Here is a 13,567-nt window from a genome sequence, read left to right as displayed (position 1 = left end):
TCGATGGTCGCCGATGACCGTCGGCGGTCACCAACGGCCGTCGATGGTGACCCATGGCCGTCAGCGACCGTCGGTGGCCGTCAGCGCTTGCGACCCACCGCACCGTATCCGGGGATGACGCCGTCGTCCTGACCGGCGACCGGTTCGCCCAGTTCGGGGTGCCACTTGTGGACGATCTCGACCCCGGGTTCCACCAGGTCAAGGCCGCCGAAGAAGGCGCTGAACTCCTCGCGGGAGCGCAGCGCGAGTGTCACGCCCGCTCCCTTGAGCTTCTCGGTGGCCGCCGCCGACTCCTCCGGGGTGAAGTCGGCGGTGGCGTGGGTCATCATCAGGTAGCTGCCGGAAGGGAGTTCCGACAGCAGCCGGCCGACCAGTTCGTGCGCGCCGTCCTCGTCGGAGACGAAGTGCAGCAGCGCGACGAGCGACAGCGCCACGGGACGGCCGAGGTCCAGGATCTGCCTGGCTCCCTCGATGATCGCGGCCGGATCACGCACGTCGGCCTGGAGGTACTCGGTGACGCCCTCCCGTGTGCTGCGCAGCAGAGCCGCCGCGTGGGCCAGCACGATCGGGTCGTTGTCGCAGTACACGACGCGGGCGTCGGGCGTGATCGCCTGGGCGACCTGGTGCAGGTTCGGCTCGGTGGGTATGCCGGTGCCGATGTCCAGGAACTGCCGTACGCCCTGCCGGGTCAGCCAGCGGGTGGCCCGGTGCATGAACGCGCGGTTGACCCGGGCCATCACCGGCACCCGGGGTTCGAGTGCCAGCATCTGCCGGCCCATCTCCTCGTCGACGGGGTAGTTGTCCTTACCCCCGAGGTACCAGTCGTACATCCGTGCGGGGTGTGGCCTGCTGGTGTCGATCTCGGCGGCCGTGCGGTCCTGCCCGGTCATACGGCACTCCATAAGTGTCTGACGCGGTGAATGATCAAGTCCGTACCAAGTCCGTGCCAAAGAAGGGGAAGTCGGGTCAGATAAAAATCAACGAGCCGGTTTCAGGACAGTAGGAAGTCCGCCTCTCCTGCCTTCGCGCCCTCGATGAAGGCGGTCATCTCGTCCGAGGTGTAGATGAGCGCCGGCCCGTCCGGGTCGGTCGACTGACGGACGGCTATCCGGCCGTCGGCGAGCTTCATGGCTTCCAGGCAGTTGCCTCCGTTGCCGCCGCTCCACGGCTTGCGCCAGCCCTCGCTGCCCAGTTCGCGCGCAGGCATGCCGTTGTAGATCCACTGCCCACGCAGCAGCGACTTGGACTGGGGCTTGAAACGTTCCATTACAACTCCTTGCGAAGATCCCGGAGGATCTCCTTGGTGCGATGTGCTGTGGCGGCCTGCGCCGCCATGCGGTCCATGACCTCAAGGTGGGTCGCCACCTCAGAGCGCGCGTCCAGGTAGACGGCGCCGGTCAGGTACTCGCTGTAAACCATGTCCGGCAATTCCGACATAGCGAATCGGAACAGCACGAACGGCCCGAATGTGCCCGGATGCGGCCCGTTGGCATGCGGGGCGATCTGGAGGGTCACGTTGGGGAGCTCGGCGGCCTCCAGCAGCTTTTCGATCTGCGCGCGCATCACCCCGGGACCGCCGACCGGACGCACCAGGGCGGTCTCGTCCATCACCGCCCAGAAACGGGGCGCATCGGTACGGGTGAGCAGGTCCTGACGCTGCATGCGCAGCGCGACGTGGCCCTCGATGTCCTCGGGCTGAGCCTGGCCTATGGCCCCGGCCACCAGGACACCGCGCGCGTAGTCCTCGGTCTGCAGCAGGCCGGGCACGAAGTGCGGCTCGTACGAGCGGATCAGGCCGGCCGCGCCTTCGAGGCTCACGTGCATCGAGAACCAGCCCGGCAGGATGTCGTGGAACCGCTGCCACCAGCCGGGCTTGTTGGCCTCCTCGGCCAGCAGCATGAACTGCTCGGCCTCGCCGTCGGTGACCCCGTACGCCTTCAGCAGGAGCTGGAGGTAGGGGATCTTGAAGGTGACTTCGGCCATCTCCATGCGACGGACGGTGGCAGGAGCCACCCGGAGAATGTGAGCGGCCTCGTCGCGCTTGAGACCGGCGCGTTCCCGCAGGTCCAGCAGGCGCCGACCAAGAACCACCTGGCCCACGGTCGGCGCGGACCGCGGTTCGCTCACGTTCGACCTCCACGTCTGCACACGTATGAATCCGGACAGTTCTACGGCGCCATTCGAAGAAGCGATCGGTGATCCACTCAATCACCGATGATCCGAACTGGCGCCGTCGGCCGTGCTGTTGCGAGCAGTGTGCCACGGCCCTCGGCCGAGTCATACAGCACTCTGCAATTTTCATAGTGACACTTGCCAAGTGTTCACGGCGGGGCGATAGTGGCAAGCGTGATTCCGTCCGTGCCCTTAGGAGCAGAGGCCGCCGCAGACCCACCGGGTCTTAGCGCCGACGCCGGAGCAGCCGCAGGTCAGGCCGCTGCCGAGCGCCGGTTCCGGTTCGAGCTTGCCGCACATCCGGGCTCCCCCGCCCAGGCGAGACGCCTGACGCGGGACCGGCTGTCCGGCTGGTCGGTGAGCGCGGACACCTGCGATACCGCAGTCCTGGTGATATCCGAGCTGGTCACCAACGCGATCGTGCACACGGCAAGCCGCCTGGTGGTCTGCGAGCTGCACGACCACGACGACGTGCTGCGCATAGCGGTGCGTGACGAGGGCTGCGCGCCCGGTACGCCCCACCCGTCCCCCCGGCAGGCAGAAGAGGAGCACGGGCGGGGATTGCTCCTCGTCGAGGCCATGTGCCGGGCCTGGGGCGCCCAGGAGCACGGGCCGGGCCTGCTGGTCTGGGCCGAGCTGGCGTGTCAGGCGGACACCACCCTGGACACGGACGATCCGCGCAACGACCTGGGCTGGGGCGCCCGCCCGCAACCGGGCACCGCCCGGAGCCCCGGTGAGGAGGAGCGGGTGCGCAAGCAGTACCGCAGGACGTCCGAGCCGGAGACACGACAGTCTGTGAGGCGCGAATGGCTGTGAGCGGTGTCCCCCAACCCGGCCAGGTACGCGGCCAGTCCGGCCCTGTGTACGGCGTATCCGGTCAAGCGAACAGCCAGTCCAGTCATGTAGGCGGCCAACAAGGTCAAGTAGGTCCTGTAGGCCAAGCAGGTCATGCAAGCAGCCAATCTGGTCACGTAGGCGGCCAGTCCGGTGCGGTGCGCTGCCAACCCGGTCAGGTACGCGGCCTCGACACCCTCGTGCGCCTGCAGCGTGAGCAGCGCTCACCGGGTACGGCCGGTGCGAGCGGGCCGCTCGTGCTGCCCGAGGGCATGACGACGCCGCTGGGCTGCGACGCGGTCGCGGTGCCCGCCCGGTTCGGTCCTCTCGTCGTCCCGCGGCTGCCGCGGCTCGGCTGTGTGTACGCCGACGGGTCGCACTGGTGGTGGATCGTGCCGTCGGACTCCGACTACGCGCTGGTGTGGCCGGCCCCCGTGCACTATGCGCCGGGCGCGCGCCTCCCCTCCGCCACCCGCCTCATCCACCGGCCGGACGACACCGTCCCGTACACCCCGCCGATTCCGCTCTACCTGGCCCTGTGCCGGGTGACGGGGACCACCCCGGACTGGTCCCGCCGGCTCAGCGCGTAACCCCAGGTCCGGCTCCGGATCCGGACGCCGGCCGCCGCGATCCGCCGGACGCGCGCCCGCCCCGACTCCGCGACCCCGCCCAGGACCTGGGCCGCGGTGTGCCCGCGGCGGCGTACGCCCGTGTGCTCCCTGTCTCCCTGTCCGCGCTCTGCCCGGCGACGGACGGTCCCGCGATAGTGGCCGTCCGTCCGCGTCCGGGGGAGGTCGTCGGTGAGAAAGACGCGCGATCGGATCACGCCGGAGGTGTCCGATTCGGAGCGACTGCTGTTCGGGGGGCCGCTGCGCTACGACATGGGATGGAACCAGCACCGGGACGCCTTCCTGGAACTGGACTTCCGGGCCATGGTGACCCGCCTGCCCGGAATGCTGGCGTCCAGCTTCCGGCTGGCCAGGCGGGCCGATCCGCGCGCCGCGCGGACGGTGCTCGCCGCCGAGACGGCCCGGGGCGCGGCGCAGGCGGTGAGCCTGCTGGCCGTCAACAGCGTGCTGGGACGGCTGATCGGCACGGGTCCGATCGAGGAACGGCTGCGCGGCGCCCTGCCGGCCCTGATCGCCATGGCCGCGGTGACGCTGGTGGCCGCGCTGCTGCGGGCCGCGTCGACGTATGCGACCGGCCGCCTGGAACCCAAGGTGGAACGGGTGGCGACCGAGCTCTACCTGGAGCGGGCGGCAGCCGTGGAACTGTCCGCCATCGAGGACCACGCCTTCCACAAACTGCTGGACACCGCGCAGTACGGCGCCCAGTCCGCCCGCCGCATGATCATGTACGGGACGCGGGTGGTGAACGCCGTGATCTCGCTGATCGCCGCGGCCGGCGTGCTGACCGTGCTGCACCCGGCGCTGCTGCCGCTGCTGATCACCATGACCCTGCCCAGCGCGTGGGGCGCGCTGACCAACGCCCGACGCCGCTACGAGTCCTTCCACACCTGGGTGCAGCACGCCCGCGCCGGACATCTCATCGCCAATCTGCTCACCGAGCCGGAGGCCGCGCCCGAGATCCGCGTACACGGTGTCGGCCCGTTCCTGCTACGGCACTTCCGGGCCATGTCGGAGACCGCGGAGGCGGAACAGGAGCGGCTGGCCCGGCTGGCGGCGCGCACGGGTCTGATCGCGGCGGCCTGGACGGGCCTTGCGACCGTGGCGACGTACGCGACGCTCGGCGGGCTGCTGCTGACCGGCGCGATGGCACTGTCCGTGGCGGGCACCGCGGTGATCGCGATCCGCACGGGTTCCGCGAGCCTCGACACCCTCGTCCTGGAGATCAACCAACTGCACGAGGAGGCCCTGTTCGTCGGCGATCTGCAGCGTTTGTACGTCGAGGCCGCCGAGCGGGCGATCCCGGTCGGCGGTCAGCCGCTGCCCGAGGACCCGAAGGAGGTCCGCTTCGAGAACGTCACGTTCAGCTACCCCGGCGACGCCGCCCGGCCCGCCCTCGACGACGTCACGCTCGCCCTGCCGCTCGGCAGGATCGTGGCGCTGGTCGGCGAGAACGGCTCCGGCAAGACGACCCTGGTCAAGCTGCTCGCGGGCCTGTACACACCGGACGAGGGCCAGATCCTGTGGGACGGGGTGGACGCGGCGACCGCCGACCGGCACGACCTGGCCGAGCGGATCGCGATGGTGGCGCAGGACTTCAAGCGGTGGCCGTTCACGGCCCGGGTCAATGTGGCCGTCGGGCGTTCCTCGGCGCCCCTGACCGAGGAACGGCTCGCCGCGTCGGTCGCCGAGGCGGGCGCGGAGGAGGTGGTCGCCGATCTGCCGCACGGCCTGGACACGCTGCTGGCCCGGAACTTCAGCGGCGGGCACGAACTGTCCGGTGGCCAGTGGCAGCGGCTCGGCATCGCCCGGGCAGCCTACCGGCGCGGGCGCATCCTGATCGTGGACGAACCGACGGCCGCCCTGGACGCCCGCGCCGAACTGGAGGTCTTCGAGAAGATCCGGGCGCTGGCAGGCAGTGGCCAGACGGTCGTCCTGATCACCCACCGGCTGGCGTCGGTGCGCCACGCGGACCTGGTGCACGTCCTCGAACACGGCCGGCTCGTGGAGTCCGGCACCCCGGACGAACTGCTTGCCCTCGGCGGGGTCTACGCCGAGCTGTACGGGCTCCAGGCGGAGCAGTTCACGACGAAACTGCCCACGCCCACCGTCCCGGGCCAGTAGCCCACCGTCCTGTCCCGGGTCAGAAGTCCGCTGTCCTGTCACCCTTCAGTGGCTCACGTCCCGGGGCCGGCGGCTCACGTCCCGGGGTCAGCGGCTCACGTCCCGGTTCAGTGGTCGTACTCGTCGTGGTAGCGGACTCGGTCGCTGCCCTCGGGCGTGCGGCCGAGCGCCGTCAGGTCCAGCAGGCTGGGAACGGAGCCGAGTCCGTCCAGCCCGTCTTCGTACGCCGAGTAGGTGTGGAAGACCCGGTCGTACTCCCGCAGGAAGCAGCTGACCCCCGGCCGTTCGACGAGCTGCCCGTCCTGCTCGAAGGTCACCTCGAAATCACGGTTGAAGTCGTTGTCGTACGACGACAGCCAGGGCAGCGTCCAGCCCATCCGTGCCTTGAACGGCAGGATCCGGGTGAACGGCGCCCGGGACACGGCCGCGAACGACGTCCCGCGCGCGTGGAGGTGCGCCAGGTGCCCGACCTGGTCGAGGAACGCCGAGCAGTTGGGGCAGCCCGCGTCCCATTCGGGCGCGAACATGAAGTGGTACACGATGAGCTGGCGCCGTCCCTCGAAGAGGTCCAGCAGCGTCGCCTTGCCGTCGCCGCCCTCGAAGACGTAGTCCGAGTCGATCTCGACCACGGGCAGCGCGCGCCGCTCCGCGTTGAGCACGTCACGCGCTCGGGTGACCGCCTCCTCCTTGGCGAGCAGATCCGCCCGCGCCGCGCGCCACTGCTCGCGCGAGACGACCTCCGGTAACCGCATGGACCCCTCCTGTACGACGGCCACGACACTGCGTTCCCAGTGGTGACCGACGGGCAGGGCGGAACTCATCGCCGCGCGGGAAATTTTTTTCGCGGCCCGTATTCCCGCAGGTCAGTAGGTCACGGGGAGCGCAACCAGGCCACGCGCGCGAAGCGACCGGCGCCAGCGCAACTCACCGTCGCCGAGGGCGAGATCCGGGAACCGTTCCAGCAGCGCGGCCAGGGCGATCTCGGTCTCCACGCGGGCCAGCGGCGCGCCGATGCAGTAGTGGATGCCCTGGCCGAGAGCGAGGTGACCGGTGGCGTCGCGGCCGAGGTCGAGGCGGTCGGGGTCCGGAAAACGGGCGGGGTCGCGGTTGGCGGCGGCCAGCGACAGCCACACCGTCTCGCCCGCGGGCACGGTCACCCCGGCGATCGTCACGTCCTCGACCGGGAAGCGGCGGATCGAGAACAGTGCGGGTCCCTCGTAGCGGGCGAACTCCTCGACGGCACCCGGCAGCCGGCCGGGATCCCGGCGCAGTTCGGCGAGTTGGGCGGGGTGGGTGAGGAGGGCGAGCACCGAGTTGCCGATGAGCTGCACCGTGTTCTCGTATCCGGCGAAGAGGATGAGGAAGGCGAGGGACATCAGCTCGTCCTCGCTCAGCCGGTCGCCCGCCTCACGCACGGCGATCAGGTCGGAGAGCAGGTCGTCGCCGGGGTCCGCGCGTTTGTCGCCGAGCAGCCGGGTGAAGTACTCCAGCATCGCCACCACCGCCTCCTTGCCGGCCTGGGGCCGGCCCGGATCAGGCGCGACGAGGACGTCGGTCCAGGCCCTGAAGTCCAACCGGTGCTCGGCGGGGATGCCGAGCAGATCACAGATGATGGTGATCGGCAGGGGCGCGGCGTATGCGGCGACGAGATCGGTGCTGCCGTGCGGGCCGAGCGTGTCCAGCAACCCGTCGGCGGTGCGCCGGATCGGAACGCGCAACTGCTCAACACGGCGCGGCGTGAAGGCCCGGCCGACCAGACGGCGCACGCGCGTGTGGTCGGGCGGATCCATGTTGAGGAGATTGGCATCCAGCGCGGGCGGCAGGGAGAAACCCTTGTAGGTGCCCGCTGTGGCGTGCTGTTTGTCGAGCGAGAACCGGGGGTCGGCGAGGGCGCTCCGCACGTCGTCGTAGCGGGTGACGAGCCAGGCGGGGGTACCGTCGGGGCCGGTGATGCGGTGGACCGGCGCGCTGTCGCGCAGTCGGCGGTACACATCGTAGGGGTGGTCGAGCAGGCCGTCCGCGAGATCCATGCAGTCCAGCCTAGGCAGTGGAACCCGGTGGTCATGCATCCGAGTACCCGGATGCGCTGACGCAGAGGTGCGGTGGTACAGCGGTACAGGGGTGGGGGTGTGTATGGATGTGCGGTTGCTTGATGTGCGCGCGGGTCCGCGTTCGCGTGCCTACGTGCTCAGGTGTCGTACTCCTGGATACGGCGGCCGTGGCTCCGGTCGACGAGCGCGGACAGCCGGGCCGTCAGCTCGTCCGCCACCGCGGCGACGTCGGAGGAGCGTGCGCTGTGCACGAGCGTGGCGGGGAGGTCGTGGACGGGCTGGGTGTGCGGGCCGGTGAGGCCGACGAGGACGAGGTCGGCCCGGCGGCCGGGCGCGAGGCTGCCCACGTGCTCCCCGAGGCCGACGGCCCGGGCACTCTGCAATGTGGCGTGATGCAGCGCCTGACGCGAGGTCAGCCATCGCGGATCGCCCGTACTGGACTTCTGGATCAGCGAGGTCAGGGCCATCGCCTCCCAGACGTCGAGGGAGTTGTTGGAGGCGGCGCCGTCGGAGCGCGCCTGTGACCTCGGTGAGGCGGCCGTGCGGTGCGTGGTTGGCCTTGGCACAGCCGAGGACGGCGCGGGCGGTGCCGTACCAGTGTTCGGAAGCCGTACGACGCAGTTTCGGCGGGTAGGCCCCGAGGCGCGGCAGTTCACCTCGCAGCACCGTGTCGACCGCCAGTTCGGCGGCGACCAGGTAGCTGGGGATCCCGGCGAGGTGAAAGAGCAGCGGCTCCAAGTGACCTCAGTAGTAAATGGCGAGGTCCCGGTCGCTGTCGCGACGGTGGGTTCCCTGGACCCGTGAGCCACCGAGGGCCACGGCCCGCACACCGGCGAGCGCGGCGAGACGGCCGGCGGTGGTGTCCAGGAAGGTCCTATCGGGATGGTCGGGTTGATCGGTCCGGGCCGGCTGGTCCGACCGTCCGGACCTATCAGGCTGGCCGGACTACTGAGCCAGATCAGGCTGCTCGGGCTGGGACGGCATGGAGGCGGCTCCGGCGGTTGGGGCGAAGGTGACGTACGCCGCGGTTCCGTGTGGTCTGCGACGAGGTGAGGCCGGGTGGAGCGTGGCGGGTGGTTCGGTGCGAAGGTGCTGGCCTGTGTCGCGGTGAGATGCGGTACGGCCAGATCCGGGCGGGGCGATGGGGATCGCAGGAAGCCTATGTACGGTGAATCGGACGTGCGAGCCGGATAATGCCGTGCGAGCCGGATAATTCGGATGCGGAAGCGGGATACGTCCTGGATGATCGGCGGAACGTCTTCCACCGACGCCCGTGCCAGGAGCCGCCGTGATCCAGCGCGTCACCGTCCCCGCTCCCTTCCCGCCGCCCGGGCACGGCCGTGCCTCCGTCGTCGGCGAAACCGGCACGAAGCACGATCGAAGGGGAATGCCGGCGTGAGCGCCGGGGCCGACGCGACCGGCGTCGTCCTGCGGCGGGCCGTGGCATCGGACGCGCTCGCCGCCGCGGACGTCTGGCTGCGTTCCTACGACGCCGCGTTGCCGACGGTCGTGCGTCCACGCTCCGACGACGATGTCCGGAACTACTTCCGGAACGTCGTCGTGCCGCTCAGGGAGGCCTGGGTCGCCGAGGTGGCCGCCGGGGGCGGGATCGTGGGGGTGATGGTGCTCAACGGCGGGTTGCTCTCCCAGCTCTATCTGGACCCCGGCTGGCGGGGCCGCGGCATCGGCGACCGGTTCGTCGGCCTGGCCAAGGAACGCAGCCCCGGGGGCCTCACTCTGTGGGCCTTCCAGGTCAACAAGCCCGCCCACCGCTTCTACGAGCGGCACGGCTTCGCCGCCGTCGAGTTCACGGACGGCAGCGGGAACGAGGAGCGGGAACCGGACGTTCGCTATGTGTGGCAGCCGTGAGCAGCCTGATCAGCGCCTGGACCGCCCCTGTGCGCTGGGCTCCGGCGACGGCCGCGCACCACCGCCCGCACCGTCACTCCTGACTCCCGGCGACCCGACGCCTCTGCCCCAGACAGCTCGGCGCCCCCGATGCTTTCCCCCGGAGGGCCCGGCGCTGCCCCCGGAGGGCCCGGCGCCCGTCCCGGATCCGCCGCACGCTCTAGTGAGCCGCGTACTTGTCCGTGGCCGCGACCAGCGCGTCCACCACACCCAGCGCACCCATGGTGTGGCCGGCCTCGTCCACCACCACCAACTCGCTGCCGGGCCACGCGTGATGGAGCCGCCATACGATGCCGAGGAGGTTGCCGAAGTCGAGGCTGCCCTGGACGAGGGTCCCGGGGATCTTCTCCAGCAGATGCACGTCACGCAGGACGACGCCCTCGTCGTTGCCCTCGCCGAAAAAGTGGTCGTTTCCCCAGTAGTGGGTCACCGTGCGGGCGAAACCCATCCGGAACTCCGGATCTTCGTACCGCTCGATCGACCGCGGCGGCGCGGGGGCGATCGCCGTCTCCCAGTCGGTCCAGGCGCGGGCGGCCCGCTCCCGCACGGCCCGGTCGGCGGACTCCAGCAGTCTGTTGTACGCGGCGGCGAGATTCCCGTCCCGTTCCCCCTCGGGCAGCACGGCCAGGAACTGCTCGAACGCCTCGGGGAAGATCTTTCCCAATCCCCTGGTCAGCAGCGCCACTTCGGCGTCGGAGCCCGTCGCCACGCCGACCAGCACCAGTTCCGACACGGCTTCCGGATGCGTCTGCGCATACCGCAGTCCCAGCGCCGACCCCCACGACATGCCCCACACCAGCCACCGGTCGATCCCGAGATGCCGACGCAGCAGTTCCAGGTCGGCGATCAGATGGGCCGTCGTGTTGAGGCTCATGTCGGTGCCGTACGTACTCGCGCGAGGTGTCGAACGCCCGCTGCCACGCTGGTCGACCAGCACGATGCGATAGGCGGCCGGGTCGCAGTAGCGGCGGAAGGCGGGCGTGCAGCCGGAGCCCGGCCCGCCGTGCAGCATGAGCGCGGGCTTGCCGTGCGGGTTTCCGCAGGTCTCCCAGTAGACGAGGTTGCCGTCGCCGACGTCGAGCATGCCGTGGTCGTACGGTTCGATCTCCGGATAGAGAGCCATCCGGGCACCGTAACCGTCCCTCGACGGATGCGTCCCCTCATTTCCTGCCGGGCAGCCCGGCCGCGTCGGCCGCCGCGCGCAGTACCTCCCGCAGCATGTCGGGGGTGAGCCGGCCGGTGAACGTGTTCTGCTGGCTCACGTGATAGCAGCCGAAGAGGTCCAGACCGCCGAGCGACACCCGAGTGCCGTGCGCGAAAGCCGGCCGGGGGCGGGGGACGGTCCAGCCCGCCTCGGCGAACGCGGGCAACGCGGCCTGCCAGCCGAACGCCCCCAGCACGACCGCGGCCCGCACCGTCGGCCGCAGCAGCGTCAGCTCCCGGACCAGCCAGGGGCGGCAGGTGTCGCGTTCCGCAGGGGTCGGCTTGTTGGCGGGCGGGGCGCAGTGCACGGGTGAGGTAACGCGTACGCCGTACAGTTCCAGACCGTCGCCCGCGCTCACCGAGGTGGGCTGGGAGGTCAGCCCGATGTCGTACAGCGCCTGGTACAACACGTCTCCCGAACGGTCGCCGGTGAACATGCGACCGGTCCGGTTGCCACCGTGCGCGGCGGGAGCCAGTCCTACGATCAGCAGCCGGGCGTCGGGCGGTCCGTACCCTGGCACCGGGCGCCCCCAGTACGTCCAGTCGTTGAAGGCGGCGCGCTTGGTACGGGCCACCTCCTCCCGCCAGGCGACCAGCCGCGGGCAGGCCCGGCAATCGGCGATACGGCGGTCGAGACCACCGAGATCGTCGATCCTGTCGGGACCACCGGGATCGCCGTAGTTGTCGAGGTTGTCGGGACCGCTGCTGTCCATCCTCCTACGGTATGCCTGCCGAGGAATCACCCCCCAGCACCACGAACACACAGATCAGAGGGGTGCGCGGCCGAGAGGACCGACCGGCGGGCGGCGGGCGCGGAAAACGCCGCGGTGTCCCCCGGTCCCGGGAGCTAAGGTCGGGGCATGGTTTCCGAGGACGCGGACGAGAACAGGAACCACGGGGCAGGCAGGACCGGCGCTCCGGCGGCGAGCGGGCGATCCGGTGCCCATCGGGACCGGGCGCCCGACGGAGCCCGCGTCGGCGGACACCAGCCCGTCAACCCCACGGACGCCGGACAGTACACGCGCGCGAGCGCCCCGGACTACGACGCTGCTGACCACTCCGCCGAGGGTCCCGGTCCGAGTGCCGACGCCGATCCCGATGACGCTGCTGAGGCGCCCGGCTCCGGCGACACTCTGGATCCCAAGCTGGCCGCCGCGGTCGCAGCCGCCGACGCGGCTGGTCCCGGCAGGGGCGAAACCGTCCGCATCGACAGCTGGATCTGGGCGGTGCGCCTGATCAAGACCCGTTCCTCGGGCGCCGCCGCCTGCCGTGGTGGGCACGTCCACGTCAACGGTGAGCGCGTGAAGCCCGCGTACTCGGTGCGCGTCGGCGACGAGGTGCGGCTGCGGCAGGACGGCCGGGAGCGGATCGTCATCGTCAAGCGTCTGATCCGCAAGCGGGTCGGCGCACCCGTGGCAATTCAGTGCTATGTCGACAATTCACCCCCTCCCCCGCCCCGCGAGGCCGTCGCCCCCGCGGGCCTGCGCGATCCCGGAACCGGCCGCCCCACCAAACGGGACCGCCGCGAGCTGGAACGGCTACGGGCCCTGCGGGGACTGGGGAACCGACCCCCGGGGACGCGCTGACCTCCCCTGTGGGCCGCTCGCTGGATACATCTGGAGACCCCTCTCTCGGCCGAAGGCTGAAGACACCTCCCAGCTGAAGGCTGAGGGAGGGTTCACCTGCCGGATCAACCGCGCCATCATCGACGGGCACCTGTGGTCGCGCTTGCACTTCTCCGCATCATGTCGCGGAGTACCACCGTCGATCGTCCGCCGGTACGTCGAGCAGCAAAGACATCCGCTCTGACGTGCATGTCAAAGCAAACCTGAGATGCATTCCCCCCGGCATGCACGCCGGGGCGTTCCGCAAAAGTCCCGGGTGAGCCGTTGAAGCCATGTGGTCAGCTCACTGTGCCGTCCGGACCGCCCGCACCCACACCCGGTCCGGCGTCAGATACTCGGCCACCGCCAGTCCGGCCTCCGCCAGCGCGGCCTCGAACTGCTCCTTCGTCAGCGGCCGCGCCAGGAACGTCTGTGTCCAGACCGCGTCCGGGAACACATACTCCGCGAGCACCGAGTTCACCCCGTCACCGACCGGCTGGGCCGAGACCATGCGGACGGTGAAGCCGCTGGGGTCGACCCGCTCCCGGGGCAGATTCGTGTGGTAGTCCTCGCCCTCCCGCTGGATGAGCACGCTGCCACCCTCCGCCACGTGCCGGGCGCAGGTACGCAACAGGCCCCGCCGCACTCCGATGTCCCCGGCGTGCACCAGGAACGACGCGAGCATCACCACGTCGAACGTCTCGCCCAGGTCGAGGTCCTCGATCGGGCTGCATATCGTGCGCGCCCCTTGAACGCGTTCGAGCATCTCGGCGGACTCGTCCACCGCGGTGACCGTGAACCCGCGCTCCAGCAGGGCGTGAGTCACGCGTCCCACGCCGCTGCCCAGCTCCAGGATGTGCGCTCCGGTGGGCACAGCCGCGGTGATGACGTCGGGCTCGTTCTGCACCGGCAGGCGTGAATACAGCTCCACCGCGCAGCCGTCCGGAGTGATCGCACCGGGCCCTGTTCCCTGATATCCGTCTCGCATTTCAACCGTCATGCCCGAACAACGGGCTGGCATCGCACAGCCGTTCCCGCGGTGCGC

At 70.4% G+C, this 13,567-nt stretch carries 13 protein-coding genes and 2 pseudogenes; 5 read left to right on the top strand and 10 right to left on the bottom strand.

Annotated features, from left to right (window positions below; genetic code table 11):
* Positions 1 to 80: 80 nt before the first annotated feature.
* The 3 genes from ACFYPJ_RS18965 to ACFYPJ_RS18955 all read right to left on the bottom strand — a co-directional run bounded on the left by ACFYPJ_RS18965 (position 81) and on the right by ACFYPJ_RS18955 (position 2,127).
* Positions 81 to 890, bottom strand: coding sequence for an SAM-dependent methyltransferase (locus ACFYPJ_RS18965; RefSeq protein ID WP_389018043.1), 810 nt, complete (start codon positions 888 to 890; stop codon positions 81 to 83).
* A 101-nt stretch (positions 891 to 991) separates the two neighbouring features.
* Positions 992 to 1,267 carry a DUF397 domain-containing protein gene (locus ACFYPJ_RS18960; RefSeq protein ID WP_389018040.1) on the bottom strand — a complete coding sequence of 92 codons (276 nt, stop codon included), beginning with the start codon at positions 1,265 to 1,267 and terminating at the stop codon, positions 992 to 994.
* Positions 1,267 to 2,127 (bottom strand): helix-turn-helix transcriptional regulator, encoded by an 861-nt coding sequence (locus ACFYPJ_RS18955; RefSeq protein WP_389018038.1) that lies wholly within the window; start codon positions 2,125 to 2,127, stop codon positions 1,267 to 1,269. The genes ACFYPJ_RS18960 and ACFYPJ_RS18955 overlap by 1 nt, the downstream gene beginning before the upstream one ends.
* A gap of 210 nt (positions 2,128 to 2,337) precedes the next feature.
* Here ACFYPJ_RS18955 and ACFYPJ_RS18950 point away from each other — a divergent pair, with 210 nt between their 5' ends.
* From ACFYPJ_RS18950 to ACFYPJ_RS18940, 3 genes are all read left to right on the top strand, one after another.
* Positions 2,338 to 2,988, top strand: a complete 651-nt coding sequence (locus ACFYPJ_RS18950) for an ATP-binding protein (RefSeq protein WP_389018035.1) — start codon at positions 2,338 to 2,340, stop codon at positions 2,986 to 2,988.
* A gap of 176 nt (positions 2,989 to 3,164) precedes the next feature.
* Positions 3,165 to 3,596 (top strand): hypothetical protein, encoded by a 432-nt coding sequence (locus tag ACFYPJ_RS18945; protein ID WP_389018032.1) that lies wholly within the window; start codon positions 3,165 to 3,167, stop codon positions 3,594 to 3,596.
* 291 nt (positions 3,597 to 3,887) lie between these two features.
* Complete coding sequence (locus tag ACFYPJ_RS18940; RefSeq protein WP_389018194.1) at positions 3,888 to 5,756, top strand: ABC transporter ATP-binding protein; 1,869 nt, start codon at positions 3,888 to 3,890, stop codon at positions 5,754 to 5,756.
* A gap of 107 nt (positions 5,757 to 5,863) precedes the next feature.
* Here ACFYPJ_RS18940 and ACFYPJ_RS18935 read toward each other — a convergent pair whose 3' ends face one another.
* From ACFYPJ_RS18935 to ACFYPJ_RS18920, 4 genes and pseudogenes are all read right to left on the bottom strand, one after another.
* Positions 5,864 to 6,508 (bottom strand): DUF899 domain-containing protein, encoded by a 645-nt coding sequence (locus ACFYPJ_RS18935; protein ID WP_389018029.1) that lies wholly within the window; start codon positions 6,506 to 6,508, stop codon positions 5,864 to 5,866.
* 111 nt (positions 6,509 to 6,619) lie between these two features.
* On the bottom strand, positions 6,620 to 7,786 hold the full coding sequence (locus ACFYPJ_RS18930; RefSeq protein ID WP_389018027.1) for a cytochrome P450: 1,167 nt from the start codon (positions 7,784 to 7,786) through the stop codon (positions 6,620 to 6,622).
* A gap of 158 nt (positions 7,787 to 7,944) precedes the next feature.
* Positions 7,945 to 8,319 (bottom strand): annotated as a pseudogene (locus ACFYPJ_RS18925) (amidohydrolase family protein); the annotation flags it as partial.
* Positions 8,318 to 8,674, bottom strand: a pseudogene (locus ACFYPJ_RS18920) (nucleotidyltransferase domain-containing protein); the annotation flags it as partial. The pseudogenes ACFYPJ_RS18925 and ACFYPJ_RS18920, both read right to left, overlap by 2 nt.
* A 528-nt stretch (positions 8,675 to 9,202) precedes the next feature.
* Here ACFYPJ_RS18920 and ACFYPJ_RS18915 point away from each other — a divergent pair.
* The gene (locus ACFYPJ_RS18915) at positions 9,203 to 9,676 is read left to right on the top strand and encodes a GNAT family N-acetyltransferase (RefSeq protein ID WP_389018024.1); all 474 of its coding nucleotides are present in this window, start codon (positions 9,203 to 9,205) and stop codon (positions 9,674 to 9,676) included.
* Between the two features lie 199 nt (positions 9,677 to 9,875).
* On the opposite strand, the gene pip is transcribed toward ACFYPJ_RS18915, so the two are convergent.
* Together pip and ACFYPJ_RS18905 are read right to left on the bottom strand one after the other, a co-directional pair.
* Positions 9,876 to 10,838, bottom strand: coding sequence for a prolyl aminopeptidase (gene pip / locus ACFYPJ_RS18910; protein ID WP_389018022.1), 963 nt, complete (start codon positions 10,836 to 10,838; stop codon positions 9,876 to 9,878).
* A 37-nt stretch (positions 10,839 to 10,875) separates the two neighbouring features.
* Complete coding sequence (locus ACFYPJ_RS18905; protein WP_389018019.1) at positions 10,876 to 11,631, bottom strand: uracil-DNA glycosylase; 756 nt, start codon at positions 11,629 to 11,631, stop codon at positions 10,876 to 10,878.
* A 420-nt stretch (positions 11,632 to 12,051) separates the two neighbouring features.
* On the opposite strand from ACFYPJ_RS18905, the gene ACFYPJ_RS18900 reads away from it, so the two are divergent.
* Entirely contained in the window at positions 12,052 to 12,504 is a 453-nt protein-coding gene (locus ACFYPJ_RS18900; protein ID WP_389018191.1) for an RNA-binding S4 domain-containing protein, read from the top strand.
* 322 nt (positions 12,505 to 12,826) lie between these two features.
* Here the strand turns inward: ACFYPJ_RS18900 and ACFYPJ_RS18895 are convergent, their stop codons facing one another.
* Positions 12,827 to 13,510: a class I SAM-dependent methyltransferase gene (locus ACFYPJ_RS18895; protein WP_389018016.1), complete on the bottom strand. Its 684-nt coding sequence runs from the start codon at positions 13,508 to 13,510 to the stop codon at positions 12,827 to 12,829.
* Positions 13,511 to 13,567: the final 57 nt, after the last annotated feature.

The organism is Streptomyces sp. NPDC006012 (genome assembly GCF_042871185.1).
Classification (GTDB): domain Bacteria; phylum Actinomycetota; class Actinomycetes; order Streptomycetales; family Streptomycetaceae; genus Streptomyces.
Note: the sequence above shows the minus strand (reverse complement) of the source record. Positions and strands in the feature narration are given on the sequence as shown.

Excerpts from the sequence above, each read along its gene's own strand:
- ACFYPJ_RS18965 (WP_389018043.1), bottom strand. The coding sequence starts at position 890 with ATGACCGGGCAGGACCGCACGGCCGCCGAGATCGACACCAGCAGGCCA.
- ACFYPJ_RS18960 (WP_389018040.1), bottom strand. The coding sequence starts at position 1,267 with ATGGAACGTTTCAAGCCCCAGTCCAAGTCGCTGCTGCGTGGGCAGTGG.
- ACFYPJ_RS18940 (WP_389018194.1), top strand. The coding sequence starts at position 3,888 with ATGGGATGGAACCAGCACCGGGACGCCTTCCTGGAACTGGACTTCCGG.
- ACFYPJ_RS18935 (WP_389018029.1), bottom strand. The coding sequence starts at position 6,508 with ATGCGGTTACCGGAGGTCGTCTCGCGCGAGCAGTGGCGCGCGGCGCGG.
- ACFYPJ_RS18930 (WP_389018027.1), bottom strand. The coding sequence starts at position 7,786 with ATGGATCTCGCGGACGGCCTGCTCGACCACCCCTACGATGTGTACCGC.
- pip (WP_389018022.1), bottom strand. The coding sequence starts at position 10,838 with ATGGCTCTCTATCCGGAGATCGAACCGTACGACCACGGCATGCTCGAC.
- ACFYPJ_RS18905 (WP_389018019.1), bottom strand. The coding sequence starts at position 11,631 with ATGGACAGCAGCGGTCCCGACAACCTCGACAACTACGGCGATCCCGGT.
- ACFYPJ_RS18895 (WP_389018016.1), bottom strand. The coding sequence starts at position 13,510 with ATGCGAGACGGATATCAGGGAACAGGGCCCGGTGCGATCACTCCGGAC.